Consider the following 17,354-nt stretch of genomic DNA (forward strand, 5'->3'; position numbering starts at 1 on the left):
ATTGTTTCAACAAAGATAACATTCAAAAACTATTATTTACTGTTAAAAATTCATACAGGTATTCTGTTTTTGTTTCAACGTATATAATTGTACTTTTGGTTGAAATTAAACACTAAGAAATGCAACTTGTATTTGCCACCAACAACCTTAATAAACTCAACGAAGTACAAAAGCTTATTCCTGACACCATACAATTATTAAGTTTAAAAGATATAGGTTGTTTTGAAGACATTCCTGAAACTCAAGACACCATTGAAGGCAATGCGATACAAAAAGCCGAATACGTTAAGCAACATTATGGCTACGATTGTTTTGCTGACGATACTGGTTTAGAAGTTGAAGCTCTACAAGGTGCTCCTGGAGTATTTTCGGCTCGTTATGCAGGACCACAACGTGATGCAAACGACAACATGGATAAGTTACTACTGAACTTAAAAGACAAGCCTAACAGAAATGCTCATTTTAAAACCGTTATTGCTTTAGTATTAAATGGAACTCTAAACACCTTTACTGGCATTTGTGAAGGTTGCATTACCGAAACCAAATATGGTGATTCTGGTTTTGGTTACGACCCAATTTTTAAAGCTAGCGGTTATGACAAAACCTTTGCTGAAATAACTCTGGAAGAAAAAAACAGTATTGGACATAGAGGAAAAGCTGTTTCCCAATTGATTTCTTTTTTAAACAATCATTAAAACGCCATCTATTGCTAGCTTTAAAAAAATCATAATAATTTAGACTTCTTTAGAAAAGAATAGAAAAAATGCGTATACTAGTCCAAGCCAAAAAATAAGATTATGAACTATTTTAAAATTATCGCTTCAATATTATGTATCTCAATGATTACTTTGAGTTCTTGCAAAGACAAAGCTAAACCTACCACTTCTCAAGACACTGAAGCAACCACAAAAACATCTGAAGCACCTGAAAAAAAGAAAATTACTGCTGCTAATTTTTTCCACTACATCTGTAGTAGTGGTTGTATTAATGGAGCTGCTGTTGCTGGAAATTGCAGTAACTGCGGAAGCGTGTTAGAGCACAATCAAGCTTATCACAATAACACGAATAATTCAACAACACATAATACACCTAACACCAATACTCCTGCTACAACTTTACCTATAACCACACCTACAACAACACAAAAAACTGAACCAAGCCAAAACGCAAATGGTGTATGGCATTACACTTGTAATAATGGTTGTGCTGGAGGTGCTGGTGCTGCTGGAAGCTGTAGTAACTGTGGTAATGCTTTAGCTCACAACAGTGCTTATCACCAATAAAACACAACCGTTTTAAACGTCTATATACTAAAAAATCCAGCGTTGGCTGGATTTTTTTATACTTATAATTTCGGTTTGATTATTTAATTACTGAGTTTTTTGCTTTCTCTATAGCTTCAGCATATTTTGCATCTGCAGTTTTATCAACCATTCCAATAAACATCAAAGAAGTTTCATCATCAATTCCTATACAGTACATTTCAACATTAAGATCAGATCCTTCTGCTTCAGTAGTTCCTTTCATGTATAAAACCTTTACACCATTAATTTCAGTTTCACCTTTATCTTTAACGTCCATTTTGTCACCTACATCATTTTTCATTTTTTCTTTTGAAGTCTCATAACCTTCAGGAGTTAACATAGCCATGATAACAGCTTTTGGGTCTTCAGAGACATAGGCGTTTGTGCTTACCTTACTAAATAATTCGGTGTTCACATCCATTTCAATAGTTTGGCTCATTAACTCCATCATTCGAGTCATCTTCTCTTGGTCTGCATCAGACATCGTTGTTTCTTGAGCTTGAACATTAAATGCCATAAATAACATGGCAAAAACAATACATAATTTCTTCATAGTTATAGTTTAAAGAACCGAATATAACAAAACCAATAGTCATAAAAGACGTTAATGATTTATTTTTTAAACTTAATGTTCAACTACACATTAACTTAGGTTATATTGTTTATTGGAATATTAGTGTATCTTTGCCGCTTGAAACGCAAAAAGATGCGTTGTAAATTCCTCAAGGTGAGGATGTGTTACCAAGAAGTTTCAGGTTAAGTATGTCGATTCGCTTCTGTTGTAACACTACATAACATAATCGAATACTTACAAAAAACGAATGAGCACATTCCAAGATTTAGGTCTTAATGACGACCTATTACAAGCTATTATTGATATGGGTTTTAAAAACCCTAGTGATGTACAAGAACAAGCAATCCCTATTTTATTACAAGAAGAACGTGATTTAGTAGCACTAGCGCAAACAGGAACAGGTAAAACCGCAGCATTTGGTTTTCCTATGTTACAAAAAATTGATATTGAAAGCAGAACCACTCAAGGGTTAATACTTTCTCCTACTCGCGAACTTTGTTTACAAATTGCAAACGAATTAAACCTATATGGTAAATACTGTAAAGGATTAAATGTTGTTGCCATTTATGGTGGAGCAAGCATTACTGACCAAGCTAAATCGGTAAAAAAAGGAGCACAAATTATTGTAGCAACTCCTGGTCGTATGAAAGACATGATTAGCCGAAATATGGTTGATATTTCTAAAATTGAATATTCAGTTTTAGATGAAGCTGATGAGATGTTAAATATGGGATTCTATGAAGATATCACTGACATTTTATCACACACACCAAAAGATAAAAGCACTTGGTTGTTTTCGGCTACAATGCCAAAAGAAGTAGCCACTATTGCTAAAAAGTTTATGCATAGTCCTATAGAAATTACCGTAGGAAGCAAAAACGTTGGTAGTGACCAAGTATCTCACGAATACTATTTGGTGAATTCAAGAGATAGATATGCTGCCTTAAAAAGACTAGCTGATGCTAATCCTGACATTTTCTCGGTAGTATTTTGTAGAACAAAGCGCGACACTCAAAAAGTTGCTGAGAAACTTATTGAAGATGGTTATAATGCTGGAGCACTTCATGGTGATTTAAGCCAAAACCAACGTGATTTGGTTATGAAATCGTTTAGAAACAACCAAATACAAATGCTTGTTGCTACTGATGTAGCTGCTCGTGGTATTGACGTTGACGACATTACACACGTTATCAACTACCAGTTACCTGACGAAATTGAAACCTACACGCACAGAAGTGGTCGTACAGGTCGTGCAGGAAAAACTGGAGTATCAATGGTAATTGTTTCTAAAAGTGAATTAAGAAAAATAAAAAGTATTGAACGCATCATTAAAAAGAACTTTGAGCAAAAAGAAATTCCTAGCGGAATGGAAATTTGCGAAGTACAATTAATGTCGCTAGCCAATAAAGTTCACAATACTGAAATCAACCATGAAATTGATGAATACCTTGAAAACATCAATCAATTGTTTGAAGATACTACCAAAGACGAACTAATCAAAAAATTCTTTTCAGTAGAGTTTACACGTTTCTTTAATTACTACCAAAAAGCCAGCGACCTTAATGTTTCTGCACAACATAGTAGCGAACGCGATAGCAGTAACGATGGCAACTCCACTCGCTACTTTATAAACGTAGGAAAAAAGGATGGCTATGACTGGATGAGTTTAAAAGATTTCTTAAAAGAAGTTTTAGAACTTGGTAGAGACGATGTCTTTAAAGTAGATGTAAAAGACAGTTTTTCATTTTTTAATACTGAAAAAGCATTACAAGAGAAAGTATTATCGTTTTTTACCGACTTTAAATACAACGGACGTTTTGTAAACGTTGAAGTATCTGAAGACAAAGGACGAGGCACTAGCAGACGCAAAAGACGACGTGATGGTGGTGGAAAAAACAGACGTAGCGACAAACCAAGATCAGAAAGACGCTCAGGTTTTAATAACGATTCTGGGAACAGAAGTAGCAGAAGAAAATCTGAAGGAAAATCAAGACGTTCAGAGAGTTCAGGAAGCGGCAAAATGTCATCACGTCCAAGACGATCAAGACGTTAATGATTTTAAACCTTCTTGTTAATTTTTAGTCAAAATTTTTAAGTATAATCTTATAAATGTTTTTTGTTTAGTACTTTTATATCATAAATGATTGCTATGAGGTATTATTATATCACTATTTTACTCTTTTTATTTACAACTCTAGGATTTTCGCAAGACCCTACTACAGTTAAAGGAACTGTTGTAAGTTCTAGTACTGGTGGTATTTTAGAAAGTGTAAATATTGTTAACCTCAACCAAGTTGTGGGTACCTCAACCGATGACAAAGGTCGTTTTGAAATTAAAGCCGAAGCCAATGACACACTACACTTGTCATACTTAGGTTACAAGTCCATTAAAGTACGTGTTACTAACGACTGGATAAAATTTGGAGACACTCAAATTGAGTTAACCGAATTGGCATTAGCGCTTGAAGAGGTTGTAGTTAATCAATTACAACTTACTGGCTATCTAGAAGTTGACATAAAACAAATGCCTATAAAAACCAATTATAGATATAGCATTTCAGGTTTACCAAATAAAGGTTATGAAGCAGGAAATAATTCACCTAACGCTGTAAACAAGGTGTTAGGTGCTATTTTTAATCCTGCTGATTTCTTATATAATATCTTCGGAAAAAAGCCTAAAGAACTTAGAAAGTTAAGGCAAATGAAAGAAGATGACGAAATTAGAAATAACTTAGCTAGTCGTTTTGATAGAGAAATGCTAACCGTATTGCTACAGGTTGACAAACACGATCTTGACGAAATTGTCAGCCATTGTAATTATTCCAAAGATTTTATTGAAACAGCAAACGACCTTCAAATCTTGGATGCTATTAGCGAATGCTATGAAGAATACAAGGTCTTAAACAGAAACAGACCTAGTAGGTTTTAATTCCACTTTTTATTTTCTTGAATGTAGCGCAACCCTATTGCCTTCAGTATCTATAAACGCTGCCATAAAACCATGTTCAGGAGAAATTTGGGTTTTTGGTTGATATAGTTTTCCGCCAGCAGCTTCAATTCTGTCAAGTTCATTTTGTACATCCTCACAAATAAAATAAACCAACGTTCCCTCTTGACTTGGAATGTATGTTTTCTGTTTTATTAAAGTACCTTCTGCTCCTTCTTTTCCTTCTTCATAAAGAAACCAACACATCAACATGCCTCCAAAATCAACAATTTGAATATCAACCTTGAAAACAGCTTCATAAAACGCTTTGGCTCTATCCATATCATTTACTGGAATTTCGAACCAACCTATCATATTATGTTTCATACCAAAACTATTTACTTTCTAATATGTGTTTGAGACTTGTTAAGCATTCATCAAAATCCTTTCCCACTGCCTTTTCAAAATTGAAAAACAGCATAAACAGATTAAACGGAATTGGGTTTTTCCCTTGAAATCCTCAAACTACTTTAGTTTCATAATGCTTCGGTTAACATCATAAGTTTTTGGTGCAATTTAATTATCAAGGCGATTATACCTAGAATAACGTAAAGTGCTATTATCATCTTTTTAGTTTAGTTAACCCTTTGTACATTTTGGTTTTAATTAATTCCAAAAATGTCTGTTCGAGTGATTTTTTGAAAAAAATTGTATCGAGAACTATTTTCAATGTCTAAAATTCCTATTCTCGATACAAATTTTACTTATTTCAATCGTAAAATTTACTCGAATTGACAGAATTTCATCTAAATTTTAGTTAGTTCTTTTAAAAGTTACAAAAATTATTGCTTTGAGTAATACCTTTCCACAATCTTATCGTAGCTTTTTATGGTTTTCTTAATCCAGTCCAAACGTTTTTCGAGCCTTTCAGTTTCTGTTAATTGCCAATTAATTTCTGTCTGTTTTAACTTTGTAGTAACATGCTGAAGGATAATTGCTGCTGACACTGAAATGTTTAAACTTTCAGTAAAACCACTCATTGGAATTTTTAAGTAGCAGTCTGCATTGTCTATTACTTCTTGCGATAACCCTTCGGTTTCCCTTCCGAAGAAAAAGCATGATTTTTTAGTAACATCAAACTCTTGCAGTAGGCAATCGTTAGTATGTGGTGTGGTCGCCACAATTTGATAGTCTTTGGATTTCAAATCTTTAATACAATCTTTCACTGTATGGAATCGGTTTAAATCTACCCATTTTTGGGCTCCCATAGCAATTTCTCTATCTATTCGTTTAGAGTTAATTTCCTCAACAATGTTTACTTCTTGTATCCCAAACACATCGCAACTTCGTATTACTGCACTTGTGTTGTGAAGTTGATACACATCTTCAGTTGCAACCGTAAAATGTTTTGTTCGTTGGGACAGTACTTTATTAAAACGTGTTCTTCGGTTTTCGGTTAAGTAGGACTCTAAATAGTCTAAAAGTTTAATATCAATCATAAGTTCAAATATAATTTTAAAATAGTAATTTGCAGCTATGAAGCATATAGTTGTACTTACAGGAGCAGGAATGAGTGCCGAAAGTGGCATTAAAACCTTTAGAGATGCCGACGGTTTATGGGAAGGACACGATGTAATGGAAGTTGCGTCACCACAAGGCTTTGAGGCAAATCCGGAACTGGTTTTAGAGTTCTACAACCAAAGACGCAGACAGCTGTTTGAAGTAAAACCCAATGCTGCTCATAATGCTTTGGCAAATTTAGAATCTGAATACAAAGTGACTATTATAACACAAAATGTGGACGATTTACATGAACGTGCAGGCAGTTCAACCGTAGTTCATTTACATGGTGAATTATTAAAAGCGCGTAGCACTTTTGATGAAAATGATGTTGTTGAGTGGAAAACAGACCTTGTTCTTGGAGATTTGTGCAACAAAGGACACCAAATGCGACCTCACATTGTATGGTTTGGTGAAGCTGTTCCTATGATTGAAAAAGCAATTGCTATTTGTGAAACTGCTGATATTTTATTAATTATTGGCACTTCAATGCAAGTATATCCTGCAGCAAGTTTAATGCATTACGTAACACCTAATACACCTACATACTATATTGATCCAAAACCAAATTTAGATTCATCAAAACACGTTACTGTCATTGCAGAACCAGCTACAACAGGTATTAAAAAATGGATTGAATTACTATCGAAGTAAGCTAAAATGTCCCTTCAAGGTTCTAACCTCACCATTAAGTTTTATCATTTCTGCGATAAACCAATAATCGGTTTTTGGTAATTGTTTACCTTTAAAAGTTCCGTCCCAACCTATTCCATTAGGTTTTATGCTTGTAATATGTTTTCCGTAACGGTCAAAAATATGTACTAAAGAACGTGAGCTGTAACTTTCACTAAACCCTTTTATATTCCAGGTTTGGTTATATAAATCGTCGTTAGGACTAAAAAACTTAGGAAACCCTAAAACATAAATTTCTAAAGCGACTACTCCACAGCCATTTTTATCTCTAACAAATAAAATATGTTCTCCTGGAGCAACTTGGTCGAAATAAGGTTCATCTTGATAATATACACTAGTGTTTAACCCATATTCATAATCTCCAACACCTAATCCTGAAGGATCGATAGTAATTGTATTGTTACTTGTAAAATCAGTAATTGTAATATCATCCATATCTAAATCAGCCACTGAAGATTCTAAAACCGAAAATGTAACAGGAGATGAACTACAGTTAAATCCTGAACTAGCTGTTGCTGAATACACTCCTCCTGAAGTTACCTCAACAGAGGTTAAGTTGCTTATTACTGTTCCGCTTTGGTCAGTCCATTCATATTGATAATTCCCATTTGGATTCACAATTTCTAATACTACTGGATCTCCATTAGAACAATACACTGTTTCTCCTTCAATTTCAAACTCTGGAATAGGATGAACAATCAATCTTAAATGCGGTCCAATACCAAAACAATCTCCATTATCATCACTTTCAACCCTAACGTAAATAGTTTCTAAAAATGCTGTTTGATTTGTATAATTAGTTTGCGGAAGAATTTCATTTTGCTCTAGTTGAGCGTCGTTTAAACTACTGTAATAATGTACACTTAAATTTTGTCCTGAAGGAAATTGATCTAGAAAAACTTGAGACGCTTCAGATAAATTAAATGAAATAAACCCATCTGCTACATCATCATCACATCGCTCAATTGTATGCAAAAACCCATCTTGAAAAGATGTTGTAGATACTTCTAAATTGGCAATTGCAACTTCATAACAACCATTTCCTCCTTCAATACGAACGTAGACTGTTGCAGATTGTGCATTATTAAACGGAAAAGCAGCTTGTTGATTGATGTTAAACTCAGCATCGTTTTGCGACAAGTGATACGTAATATCAAATCCTGAACTATTATTGTTGGTCACTAAGTCATCAAGTTCGTTTAAGTTAAAATCTGTAAACCCATCAGCAACACCATCTTCATCACAATTTTTTAATGTTACTGGACTTTGTACAGTAGGCAAACTATAAATAGTTGCTACAACAGGTACTTTATTCCCTTCTAAACATCCATCTACAGAAGCCATTGCTAAATAAGTTGTTGTTTCATTTAAAACTGGAGTCACAAAAGTATCTCCAACTGATAACTGAGCTCCTGTATCAGCATCAAACCAAATTACTGTCCCTGATGATGCTGTAGCTTCTAACGTAACTGTTCCTGAACCACAATTAGAATTATCAGTAGTGCTTACAATTTCTGGAATAGTAATCATTGTACTTGCTGAAATATCAAGTATTGGATCTCCAGGCATTCCGCCATACTCTACAATGTAACCTTTAGGTTCATAATCTCCATCACTTCCTCCATTTGGCAAATCATTCCAGGAACCAGTAATACCAACATTAGGTGCTGTAACATGTGCATAATCTTCATCTCCTTGATTATTTGGTTCACTAGTATTCCAGAAAGCAAAATTTGGTGTTGTTCCATTTATTCCTCCATTCCAAAATACAGTTCCTGCCTCAGGTCCTGTTGCCCATTTCCAAACACCTTCAGTTTCAGAATCCGTTCCTCCTATCCATCCTGCTCCAGCAGCCTGTTCACCAGTTAATTGAGCTTCTTCTGTAGATGTGATTGTAGCCAAATACCCTTGCAAACCAAAATAGGTGCTATTTTCAGCAGCTTGTCTTGCATCAGTCCAAGTAATTCCTAAATCGGCTACATATTGATAATAGTGACCTGTAGAGGGTAAATAATTGGCATCACCAATGGTGAACGAAAAGTACTTTTCACCTGACACAGTATCAGATACACTTTCATAAACCACATCTAATACAGCCGCAATAAGATCAGTATAACTTACATTTACTCCTCCTACTCCACTTAATGTCAATTTACCTTGATTAGCATCCCAATTGGTTACAATGTTTGGATGTGTTCCTGTTAAAGATAATAGGTCATTACCTACATCATAACCTGTAGATATTTGTATGTAAACAGCTTCAATTTCTGTATCATCAGGATCGATAATATCAAAATTTGTAACCACATTTATTTGGCTCAACGGACAATACATTTGGTTGCCATCAGCTACAATTGTAGGAGGAACATTAGCAAAAACGTTGGTCAAAATAGCTTGAACACAAAAAATGATTAGAACTGAAATTTTTTTAGACATTAGTTAGCAATGGAAAGTTTGTGATTTGTAAATGTAGGAAAACATATACTTTTAGAGATAATTTTTAATAAAATATTACGAAAACACTAATAGACCCAATTGGTTTTAACTTTTCTTATTCTTTTCTTCAATCCATTTACTCATATATTTTGTGCTTTGTAAAGTATGGTGCATGAGCATTTGACCAGTGAAATTATTTTGACGACACTCTTTTAAATGTTCAACTACATACTGAAGCTTTTGCTTAAACGTTTCTATATGATAGCTTTTACTAAAACGCTTTTCTAGTAAATTAAAACCTAAATTTTGCTGCTCTTGCCAAAGTGTTTTATCACTATACATCCTAATTGCATACTCTACTATAGCATCTACATCTTCTGAATTAAGGGTATTCATATAACTAGATTCTAAAATACCTTCAATTCCTATTGATGTGGTTACAAAAGGTGTTCCGTTACGCATAGCATCAAAAAACTTACCTTTCAATCCTGCTCCAAACCGTAAAGGAGACAAACACACTTTTGCGTGTTGCATAACAATATCTACATCTTCAGCAAAGCCTTTAATTATAAATCCGTTATCATTGGTTTTAAACTGTTGCGCTTTGTTATTTTGATAGGCTCCATAAATGTGCATTTCAGCTTTTGGAAGTTTAGTTCTAATTTTCGACCAAATAGATTGGTATAAAAACTTTACCGAATCTAAATTTGGTGGATGTAAAAAATTACCAATAGTTATAAAGTGATTTCGGTCTTCAAACACTGGTAATTTTCGTTTGCCTTCCTCAGCAATAGGTTCTATCAAAAAAGGCATGTAATGTAACAACTCAGTAGGAACACCAAACTCTTGGGTTAAGAGTTCCATTTCAGCTTCAGAAATTATCAAACTTACATCACAACGATAAATACTAGCTATTTCACGTTTTGAGGTATCGTTATGTAAATATTCAACATTAAATGGTGTATTGTCTTTTAAAGCTAATTCACGTCCTTTACGCAAACCGTGTACATCTTCGGTATCTAAAATTCGTATTGCCTTTGGGCATTGTTGTGCAACTCGCCAACCAAACTGCTCTTCGGTTAAAAACCTATCAAACAACACTATATCAGGCTGTAACTGAGAAATAAAATCATCAAACGTAGAGCTATTCAATTCAATAGTGTGCTCGTCTATTCCTAAGCTTTTTAAATTAATTGCGTTTTCAGTTTTTGATGTGGATGTCGCAAAAGTGACTGTATAATTTTCAACTAAAAAAATTTGAATAAGTTGCATCATTCTGCTTCCAGCTGCAGAACTTTTGGGTTCAGGCCATACAAACCCAATTATTAATACTTTCATACTATCTCAAATCATTTTTAATGAGATTCAACGGCATAACTTTGTCTTACTTGTTTAGCCCAATCTATTAAGTCTTTAATTTGCGTGTCGGTTAATTTAGCTTCAGGATGTCCCCAAGTATAAGATTCTAAAGGCATTTCTTTGTCCTCAACCATTTCAATAAGCTCTTCAAATTTATGGTCTTTTCGTTTAACGGAAAGGGTATCCCAATTTGAAACATTAAAGTGTCTTTTACCATTGTTAACATGCTCTGCCATCCAATAATTAACAGGTGTAATTTTACTATACCAAGGATAACGAGTTACATTACTGTGGCAATCCAAACACGCTTCTTTTAATATCAACTTCACATTATCAGAAGGGTTAGTTTCTTCATAAAAAGCATTTAAGGATACTAAATCACCTTCATTTTTTTCTGGACCAAAAAATTGTGCTACAACAAAAATCAGCAATAAAACTAACAGAAGTTTTTTAAGTATTTTCATTTTTAGTTTAATTTAGAAACTTAAAAATAACAAAAACTTGACTACAGAACATCTATACAACGAATTAAATTATGTTAATCACTCACGCGAAAAGCGTTTGAAGTATGCTAATTTGGTGATTGACAACCCTAATTTGATTCCTAAGTTGTTAGATATTTTATTTATGGTAGACGATAAGGTTTCCTGTCGTGCAGCTTGGGTTTTAGAATTTATGTGTGGCGAGCAACTAGAAGCCATAATACCTCATCTTGATGCGTTTACCAAAAATATGCACAAAGTACATCTTGACCCAGCAGTAAGACCTGTAGCTAAAATTTGTGAATACTTAACTAAAGCTTACTATTCTAAACATGAAACTAAAATTAAAGCAGTTTTAACTCCCGAATATAAAGAACGAATTATTGAAGTGTGTTTTGATTATATGATAAATGACGAAAAAATTGCACCAAAAGCCTATGCTATGAATACCTTATTTTTATTAGGAACTGATTATGATTGGATACATCCTGAGTTGGCGCTTATTTTAGAACGTGATTTTCAAATGCAGAGTTCTGGTTTTAAAGCAAGAGCTAGACATATTTTAAAAAAGATAAAAAACTAGGTAGAAAAACTAAAGCTTCAAGCTTCGGTCTTCCAACGAAAAAAAGTATCTTTGCAACTTCAAAAAACAACACACTCATGCAGTTATCATCATTAAATGCCATCTCTCCAATTGATGGTCGTTACAGAAGTAAAGTTGAAGCCTTATCAAACTATTTTTCAGAAGAAGCTTTAATAAAGTATCGCGTACTAGTTGAGATTGAATATTTTATCGCTTTATGCGAAATTCCTTTACCTCAATTAGAACAATTTGATGCTAATTTATTTGATGATTTAAGAGCTATATACAAAAACTTTACTGCTGATGATGCTCTTAAAATAAAAACTATTGAAAGTGTTACAAACCATGATGTAAAAGCGGTTGAATATTTCATTAAAGAACAATTTGATGCTTTAAATATTTCGGAATACAAAGAGTTTATCCACTTTGGATTAACCTCTCAAGACATAAACAACACTGCAATTCCGTTGAGTATTAAAGAAGCGATGAATGATGTTTATGTGCCTGAATACTTTAAAGTACTTAATGAATTAAAATCACTTTCTAATGAGTGGAAAGCGGTATCAATGCTAGCAAGAACTCATGGTCAACCTGCTTCACCTACGCGTTTAGGTAAAGAAATTGAAGTGTTTGTTGTAAGATTAGAAGAGCAATTTAATTTATTGAACGATATACCAAGTGCTGCAAAGTTTGGTGGAGCAACAGGAAATTTCAACGCTCATAAAGTTGCTTATCCAGCTATTGACTGGAAAGCTTTTGGAAGTAAGTTTGTGCAAGAAAAGTTAGGGTTACAACACTCTTTCCCTACTACTCAAATTGAACATTATGACCACATGGCTGCTTTGTTTGATTGTTTAAAGCGTATAAACACGATTATCATTGATTTAGACAGAGATATTTGGACCTACGTTTCGATGGACTATTTTAAACAAAAAATCAAAAAGGGTGAAGTTGGTAGTAGTGCAATGCCTCATAAGGTGAACCCAATAGATTTTGAAAACAGTGAAGGTAACCTTGGTATTGCTAATGCAGTTTTTGAGCATTTAGCTGCAAAACTGCCTTTATCTAGGCTACAAAGAGATTTAACTGATAGTACTGTTTTACGTAATGTTGGTGTTCCTTTTTCGCATACAATAATTGGTCTTAAAAGTACGTTGAAAGGGTTAAACAAATTGTTATTGAATGAAGCCAAATTTGCTGAAGACCTAGAAAACAATTGGGCTGTTGTAGCTGAGGCTATTCAAACTATTTTAAGAAGAGAAGCTTACCCTAATCCTTATGAAGCATTAAAAGGATTGACAAGAACCAACGAAAAAATAACCCAAGATTCTATTTCAAATTTTATTGATACCTTAGATGTTCCTAATTCTATAAAAGAAGAACTAAAACAAATTACACCAAGTAACTATACTGGAATTTAATTTAGCAAGTAAGTTACTGAACTTATCGTATGAGTAAAGATACACTAGCTTTAATATATGCCTCAGTATTAACTTTATGTTTTTTTGTGGCTGGCATTTTTAATGTACTAGATAATTTTATGATTAAAACCTTATTATTTGTAGGGTTTGCGCTTTTTGCAGTGTATTTGGTGATTCACTTTTTAAAAGATATAGAAAACAAAAATCACCCTGAATAATACAAGGTGATTTTCTATTAACATTTTAAATAACTATCAGTTTATTTAAAAAAGTTTTTAAAACTTTCTAATTGGTCATTGTCTAAATCTGCTTGTTCCAAAACACCAGATAGTTTCATTAGTTTACCAGCATTCATATCATCACCTAAAACTCTGGCAACAACAAATCCTTTATCTTTAGCATCACCAAATAAAATAAGCTCATCAATACTTGTTTCAGATTCACCAATAAATTTTATTACAAACTTTCCGTCTGAAGTATTTCCGCCTCTCATCAATTCTTCATACTTATCATTTTTAAGAATCTCTTTTACTTTTTTAAGCTCCACCTCATAATCCTCTTTATTAGTCTCATTAATTTGATATGCTAAAATATTAAGCTTATCAATAGACTCATAAGCTTCTTTTTGATCGTCAGTAAGATTCTCAATTTCTTCAATATTAATAATACTTGCAGGCACATCTCCAGAGATAAATCCTGGACTTAACTCATTGTCTACAAAATAGGTTTGTAATGTTGGACCTTGGTTACAACTTACTAAAGTTGTAACCAAAGCCATCAGCATAATTGATTTTTTGATTGATGTTATCATTGGTTGATTAGTTTTTGTTAGCTTTCTTTAAGTGCTCTCCACCAGGTACATTCATATTGCTTGTTAACTTAGATATTTGACGTAAATCTATATCTCCTGTTAACGATAATAAAACAGTTTCAATTTCTCTTTTCTTTCCGTTTATTTCAATGTCAGCACCTTTAGTTACTTCTTTTAACCCATTAATGAACATTAATAGCTCCTTAACATGGTTTTCATCTTTACCTTCTTTTACATAGAATTTTACTGTTTGGTCTCCATCTTTTATTCTCATTAATTCTTGTAAGCTAGAACCTTTTAGGTAAGATGTTACTGTTGCATTCATATCTTTTGAAACGGCTTCATCTCCTGTAGTAAATACTTTTAATCCTGTTATCTTTTTAGCCATTTCTAAAAATTGTTGTGCTTCTGGGTCATCTAAATCTATGTTAATACCAGCAAGCATGCTAAACATTTTTTGGTTTACTATAACCGAAGTGACTCCTTCTTGATCTTCGTATTTATCAAAAATGCTTTGTCCGAAAGATACTATTGGCATCAAAGCCAAAACTGCAATTACAACTAATTTTTTCATTTTTTTCTGTTTTTCTAGTTTGTTTTAAAAATTTTGTTTGTCGATGTGTTGAACTCATTAATTAAGCTCATGTGGTCTACGCCTTTTTCTAAATTTTGAGACGCAAGTGTTAAAGCATTTAAGCTACTTGCTCCATCATTAAACTTAGATGATAAAAGACTTAGCGCTTCTTTGGTTTGATTGTAAGCCAACAATTGTTCTTCATTAAGGCTTCCCAATCCTTCCTCTTTATTGGTGAAGGTAAAAACCGACACCATAAGAACTGCTACTGCTGCGACAGAAATCCATTTATACAAATTTTTGTTTCTAGATTTTAATGGAACGTCTTTGGTAAACTGCTCTTGTTTTGTTACCTGAAAGTAGTTAAACATGGCTTTGTAAGACTCTAAATGTGGAGCGACTTCCTCTTGTGTAAAATAGTGTTTTAAGTGCTGCTCTTCTTTTAAAGTAGTTTCACCGTTTTCGTACTTTTCAAGTAATTTTTCTATGCTATTTAATACCATAACTATGTGTATTAGTTAATTTTTCTCTTATTGTTTTTCTTGCTCTTGAGAGTGCTACTCGTATGGCTGTTTCATTCATGTCCAAAACTTTTGCTATTTCTTCAAACTCATACTCTTCTATATCTCTCAGTTGCAAAATTATTTTTTGTTGTTCTGGTAGTTCTTCCATTATTTTAGACACCCAGTCTACACTATCATTAAGCTCTACCTGTTTTTGCAACGACACATTATTATCTTGATAGTTACTGTGTACTATCTTTAAATTTTGTGCCTGTTTGGATTTTAATCGATCAAGGCAAAAGTTCTTTGTCATGGTCATGGAAAAAGCTTCTACATTTTTATACTCAGAAATTTTTACTTTGTTTTTCCATAACTTCAGTAAGATCTCTTGAGTAGCGTCTTCGGCTTCCTCACTAGATACCAACAAGCGTTTTGCTAGCCTGTAAACCTTATCCTTAAAAGGCATTACTAATTTTATAAAATCAGTTTGTGTCATTTTGTTTGGTTAGTTAGACGGTTTTTATCCCGTTCTATCATTACGACGATACACTTTCAATTTTGTTACAATTAATTTTTAATTTACAATATTGTAAGTAAATTTAGAGTTTAATAGACATATATAGTATGTATGTTTTGAAAAAAGAATTATTATGAAAATTATGAGAACCCTACTAATTGCCATCATCTTTGGTAGTCTAACCACAAGTTGCTTTGAAGATAGAGATGACAATGTTATTTTATCAAGCAGTATACATGATTTTGTATGGAAAGGTATGAATGCTGTATATTTATACAAAGCTGAAATACCCGATTTGGCAAATGACAGATTTACAAGTAATGAAGAATATGGCAATTACCTAAACAGCTTTTCTTCACCCGAAGAACTCTTTGAAAGTTTAATTTATCAAAGACAAACAGTTGACAGGTTTAGTATCATAGTTGATGATTATATTGCTTTACAACAAGCGCTAAGTGGTGTGAGTAAAAGCAACGGACTTGAGTTCAATTTTTATTATGAACCAGGAAGTACTACTGATGTATTTGGAATTATAAGGTTAGTACTTAACAATAGTGAAGCTTCGAATCTTGGGTTACAACGTGGACAAATTATACATGCCGTTGATGGTGTTGAACTTACTGAAAGTAATTTAAGCTCACTTTTTGGTCAAGACACTTACACACTTCATTTTGCTGATTATAATGACAATGGAACTACTGAGACTGATGACGACTCCATTGTTTCCAATGGTTCTACAAGTAGTTTAACTAAAGTTGAATATACCGAAAACCCTGTTCATACTACTGAAATTATTAATGTTGGAGGTGAAAATGTTGGGTATTTATTATACAATGGTTTTACTGCCGATTTTAATAACCAATTAAATAATGCCTTTGCAGATTTTCAAGCTAACAACGTACAACATTTAGTTTTAGACTTAAGATATAATGGAGGAGGATCTGTAGACACTGCAAGGTTATTAGGAAGTATGATCACTGGTCAATTTAACGGTTCTGTGTTTTCAAAATTGAATTATAACGATGATTTACAAGAACTAAATTCAACTTTTAATTTTACTAATAGCTTTAATGGCAATTCCATTAATAGTTTAAATCTTGATAAAGTTTATGTTCTTACTACCAATAGATCTGCTTCTGCCAGCGAAATGATTATAAACAGTTTAGGCGAGTATATTGATGTTGTTCATATTGGAGACAACACAACAGGAAAATCACAAGCTTCGGTAACTATTTACGATTCTCCTGACCTAGGACCTAATGATGTTAACCCAAACCACACTTATGCTATGCAACCTTTGGTAGCTATTTCAGTAAATGCTAATGATGGTGTGGTCCCTTCTAGTGGTTTAGTTCCTGATGTTGGTTTTGAAATCAACGAAAGCGTATTAAATTTCGGAATTTTAGGTGATGAAAACGAGCCTTTACTTGCTGCTGCTTTAGCTGATATTGAAAGTAGCTTAGGAAGATATAGCATTGACCAAAGTATAAGAAATACACCTCAATTAACTCCTGTAAAAAAAGATATAAATCTAAAACCTTTTGAAGATGAAATGTATATAGATAATGAGTTTATATCCATCATTAAAAAAGAATTTAATCAATAAAAAAA

19 protein-coding genes are annotated in these 17,354 nt (G+C 33.2%); 9 read left to right on the forward strand and 10 right to left on the reverse strand.

Annotation, left to right across the window (positions count from 1 at the left end; all coding sequences use genetic code 11):
* Positions 1 to 119: 119 nt before the first annotated feature.
* A complete protein-coding gene (locus ACQ0RB_RS09120) occupies positions 120 to 695 on the forward strand; it encodes a non-canonical purine NTP diphosphatase (protein ID WP_430497997.1) in 576 nt (191 codons plus the stop codon).
* Between the two features lie 102 nt (positions 696 to 797).
* Complete coding sequence (locus ACQ0RB_RS09125; protein WP_343799113.1) at positions 798 to 1,283, forward strand: hypothetical protein; 486 nt, start codon at positions 798 to 800, stop codon at positions 1,281 to 1,283.
* 79 nt (positions 1,284 to 1,362) lie between these two features.
* Here the strand turns inward: ACQ0RB_RS09125 and ACQ0RB_RS09130 are convergent, their stop codons facing one another.
* Positions 1,363 to 1,857, reverse strand: a complete 495-nt coding sequence (locus tag ACQ0RB_RS09130; protein ID WP_430497999.1) for a hypothetical protein — start codon at positions 1,855 to 1,857, stop codon at positions 1,363 to 1,365.
* 268 nt (positions 1,858 to 2,125) lie between these two features.
* On the opposite strand from ACQ0RB_RS09130, the gene ACQ0RB_RS09135 reads away from it, so the two are divergent.
* Both ACQ0RB_RS09135 and ACQ0RB_RS09140 read left to right on the forward strand, forming a co-directional pair.
* A complete protein-coding gene (locus ACQ0RB_RS09135; RefSeq protein ID WP_430498000.1) occupies positions 2,126 to 3,931 on the forward strand; it encodes a DEAD/DEAH box helicase in 1,806 nt (601 codons plus the stop codon).
* Positions 3,932 to 4,027: 96 nt separating this feature from the next.
* Positions 4,028 to 4,807 (forward strand): carboxypeptidase-like regulatory domain-containing protein, encoded by a 780-nt coding sequence (locus ACQ0RB_RS09140; RefSeq protein ID WP_129761335.1) that lies wholly within the window; start codon positions 4,028 to 4,030, stop codon positions 4,805 to 4,807.
* 9 nt (positions 4,808 to 4,816) lie between these two features.
* Here the strand turns inward: ACQ0RB_RS09140 and ACQ0RB_RS09145 are convergent, their stop codons facing one another.
* Positions 4,817 to 5,191 carry a VOC family protein gene (locus tag ACQ0RB_RS09145; RefSeq protein ID WP_430498002.1) on the reverse strand — a complete coding sequence of 125 codons (375 nt, stop codon included), beginning with the start codon at positions 5,189 to 5,191 and terminating at the stop codon, positions 4,817 to 4,819.
* A gap of 455 nt (positions 5,192 to 5,646) precedes the next feature.
* Complete coding sequence (locus ACQ0RB_RS09150; RefSeq protein WP_430498004.1) at positions 5,647 to 6,303, reverse strand: TrmH family RNA methyltransferase; 657 nt, start codon at positions 6,301 to 6,303, stop codon at positions 5,647 to 5,649.
* Positions 6,304 to 6,340: 37 nt separating this feature from the next.
* Between ACQ0RB_RS09150 and ACQ0RB_RS09155 the strand changes: the two genes are divergently transcribed.
* Positions 6,341 to 7,018 carry an SIR2 family NAD-dependent protein deacylase gene (locus ACQ0RB_RS09155; RefSeq protein WP_430498006.1) on the forward strand — a complete coding sequence of 226 codons (678 nt, stop codon included), beginning with the start codon at positions 6,341 to 6,343 and terminating at the stop codon, positions 7,016 to 7,018.
* Here the strand turns inward: ACQ0RB_RS09155 and ACQ0RB_RS09160 are convergent.
* The 3 genes from ACQ0RB_RS09160 to ACQ0RB_RS09170 all read right to left on the reverse strand — a co-directional run bounded on the left by ACQ0RB_RS09160 (position 7,007) and on the right by ACQ0RB_RS09170 (position 11,316).
* Positions 7,007 to 9,493: a T9SS type B sorting domain-containing protein gene (locus ACQ0RB_RS09160; RefSeq protein WP_430498008.1), complete on the reverse strand. Its 2,487-nt coding sequence runs from the start codon at positions 9,491 to 9,493 to the stop codon at positions 7,007 to 7,009. The two genes, ACQ0RB_RS09155 and ACQ0RB_RS09160, sit on opposite strands and share 12 nt — an antisense overlap.
* A gap of 105 nt (positions 9,494 to 9,598) precedes the next feature.
* Positions 9,599 to 10,831 carry a glycosyltransferase family 4 protein gene (locus ACQ0RB_RS09165; protein WP_430498010.1) on the reverse strand — a complete coding sequence of 411 codons (1,233 nt, stop codon included), beginning with the start codon at positions 10,829 to 10,831 and terminating at the stop codon, positions 9,599 to 9,601.
* Positions 10,832 to 10,848: 17 nt separating this feature from the next.
* Positions 10,849 to 11,316 (reverse strand): heme-binding domain-containing protein, encoded by a 468-nt coding sequence (locus ACQ0RB_RS09170; protein WP_134199822.1) that lies wholly within the window; start codon positions 11,314 to 11,316, stop codon positions 10,849 to 10,851.
* Positions 11,317 to 11,353: 37 nt separating this feature from the next.
* Between ACQ0RB_RS09170 and ACQ0RB_RS09175 the strand changes: the two genes are divergently transcribed.
* The 3 genes from ACQ0RB_RS09175 (at position 11,354) to ACQ0RB_RS09185 (ending at position 13,556) form a co-directional block, all read left to right on the forward strand.
* On the forward strand, positions 11,354 to 11,917 hold the full coding sequence (locus tag ACQ0RB_RS09175) for an adenylosuccinate lyase (protein WP_430498012.1): 564 nt from the start codon (positions 11,354 to 11,356) through the stop codon (positions 11,915 to 11,917).
* Between the two features lie 77 nt (positions 11,918 to 11,994).
* Complete coding sequence (gene purB, locus ACQ0RB_RS09180; RefSeq protein ID WP_430498014.1) at positions 11,995 to 13,338, forward strand: adenylosuccinate lyase; 1,344 nt, start codon at positions 11,995 to 11,997, stop codon at positions 13,336 to 13,338.
* Between the two features lie 29 nt (positions 13,339 to 13,367).
* On the forward strand, positions 13,368 to 13,556 hold the full coding sequence (locus tag ACQ0RB_RS09185) for a hypothetical protein (RefSeq protein ID WP_129761325.1): 189 nt from the start codon (positions 13,368 to 13,370) through the stop codon (positions 13,554 to 13,556).
* 41 nt (positions 13,557 to 13,597) lie between these two features.
* Here the strand turns inward: ACQ0RB_RS09185 and ACQ0RB_RS09190 are convergent, their stop codons facing one another.
* The 4 genes from ACQ0RB_RS09190 to ACQ0RB_RS09205 are packed head-to-tail and all read right to left on the reverse strand — an operon-like array spanning position 13,598 to position 15,722.
* Positions 13,598 to 14,149 (reverse strand): DUF4252 domain-containing protein, encoded by a 552-nt coding sequence (locus ACQ0RB_RS09190; protein WP_430498016.1) that lies wholly within the window; start codon positions 14,147 to 14,149, stop codon positions 13,598 to 13,600.
* Positions 14,150 to 14,156: 7 nt separating this feature from the next.
* Positions 14,157 to 14,723 (reverse strand): DUF4252 domain-containing protein, encoded by a 567-nt coding sequence (locus ACQ0RB_RS09195; RefSeq protein WP_129761323.1) that lies wholly within the window; start codon positions 14,721 to 14,723, stop codon positions 14,157 to 14,159.
* A gap of 14 nt (positions 14,724 to 14,737) precedes the next feature.
* Complete coding sequence (locus tag ACQ0RB_RS09200) at positions 14,738 to 15,226, reverse strand: hypothetical protein (RefSeq protein ID WP_430498018.1); 489 nt, start codon at positions 15,224 to 15,226, stop codon at positions 14,738 to 14,740.
* Positions 15,213 to 15,722, reverse strand: a complete 510-nt coding sequence (locus tag ACQ0RB_RS09205) for an RNA polymerase sigma factor (protein WP_129761321.1) — start codon at positions 15,720 to 15,722, stop codon at positions 15,213 to 15,215. Before ACQ0RB_RS09205 ends, ACQ0RB_RS09200 begins: the two co-directional genes overlap by 14 nt.
* A 163-nt stretch (positions 15,723 to 15,885) precedes the next feature.
* Here ACQ0RB_RS09205 and ACQ0RB_RS09210 point away from each other — a divergent pair, with 163 nt between their 5' ends.
* Complete coding sequence (locus tag ACQ0RB_RS09210; protein WP_262733030.1) at positions 15,886 to 17,349, forward strand: S41 family peptidase; 1,464 nt, start codon at positions 15,886 to 15,888, stop codon at positions 17,347 to 17,349.
* The last annotated feature ends 5 nt before the right edge of the window (positions 17,350 to 17,354 follow it).

Source organism: Gaetbulibacter sp. PBL-D1 (assembly GCF_050509525.1).
Lineage (GTDB): Bacteria > Bacteroidota > Bacteroidia > Flavobacteriales > Flavobacteriaceae > Gaetbulibacter_B > Gaetbulibacter_B jejuensis.

What these genes read in the sequence shown, in the direction of transcription:
- ACQ0RB_RS09145 (WP_430498002.1), bottom strand. Translation starts at nt 5,191, where the DNA reads ATGAAACATAATATGATAGGTTGGTTCGAAATTCCAGTAAATGATATG.
- ACQ0RB_RS09195 (WP_129761323.1), bottom strand. Translation starts at nt 14,723, where the DNA reads ATGAAAAAATTAGTTGTAATTGCAGTTTTGGCTTTGATGCCAATAGTA.
- purB (WP_430498014.1), top strand. Translation starts at nt 11,995, where the DNA reads ATGCAGTTATCATCATTAAATGCCATCTCTCCAATTGATGGTCGTTAC.
- ACQ0RB_RS09170 (WP_134199822.1), bottom strand. Translation starts at nt 11,316, where the DNA reads ATGAAAATACTTAAAAAACTTCTGTTAGTTTTATTGCTGATTTTTGTT.
- ACQ0RB_RS09155 (WP_430498006.1), top strand. Translation starts at nt 6,341, where the DNA reads ATGAAGCATATAGTTGTACTTACAGGAGCAGGAATGAGTGCCGAAAGT.
- ACQ0RB_RS09140 (WP_129761335.1), top strand. Translation starts at nt 4,028, where the DNA reads ATGAGGTATTATTATATCACTATTTTACTCTTTTTATTTACAACTCTA.
- ACQ0RB_RS09205 (WP_129761321.1), bottom strand. Translation starts at nt 15,722, where the DNA reads ATGACACAAACTGATTTTATAAAATTAGTAATGCCTTTTAAGGATAAG.
- ACQ0RB_RS09130 (WP_430497999.1), bottom strand. Translation starts at nt 1,857, where the DNA reads ATGAAGAAATTATGTATTGTTTTTGCCATGTTATTTATGGCATTTAAT.
- ACQ0RB_RS09200 (WP_430498018.1), bottom strand. Translation starts at nt 15,226, where the DNA reads ATGGTATTAAATAGCATAGAAAAATTACTTGAAAAGTACGAAAACGGT.
- ACQ0RB_RS09120 (WP_430497997.1), top strand. Translation starts at nt 120, where the DNA reads ATGCAACTTGTATTTGCCACCAACAACCTTAATAAACTCAACGAAGTA.
- ACQ0RB_RS09190 (WP_430498016.1), bottom strand. Translation starts at nt 14,149, where the DNA reads ATGATAACATCAATCAAAAAATCAATTATGCTGATGGCTTTGGTTACA.
- ACQ0RB_RS09125 (WP_343799113.1), top strand. Translation starts at nt 798, where the DNA reads ATGAACTATTTTAAAATTATCGCTTCAATATTATGTATCTCAATGATT.
- ACQ0RB_RS09185 (WP_129761325.1), top strand. Translation starts at nt 13,368, where the DNA reads ATGAGTAAAGATACACTAGCTTTAATATATGCCTCAGTATTAACTTTA.
- ACQ0RB_RS09210 (WP_262733030.1), top strand. Translation starts at nt 15,886, where the DNA reads ATGAGAACCCTACTAATTGCCATCATCTTTGGTAGTCTAACCACAAGT.
- ACQ0RB_RS09135 (WP_430498000.1), top strand. Translation starts at nt 2,126, where the DNA reads ATGAGCACATTCCAAGATTTAGGTCTTAATGACGACCTATTACAAGCT.
- ACQ0RB_RS09165 (WP_430498010.1), bottom strand. Translation starts at nt 10,831, where the DNA reads ATGAAAGTATTAATAATTGGGTTTGTATGGCCTGAACCCAAAAGTTCT.
- ACQ0RB_RS09160 (WP_430498008.1), bottom strand. Translation starts at nt 9,493, where the DNA reads ATGTCTAAAAAAATTTCAGTTCTAATCATTTTTTGTGTTCAAGCTATT.
- ACQ0RB_RS09150 (WP_430498004.1), bottom strand. Translation starts at nt 6,303, where the DNA reads ATGATTGATATTAAACTTTTAGACTATTTAGAGTCCTACTTAACCGAA.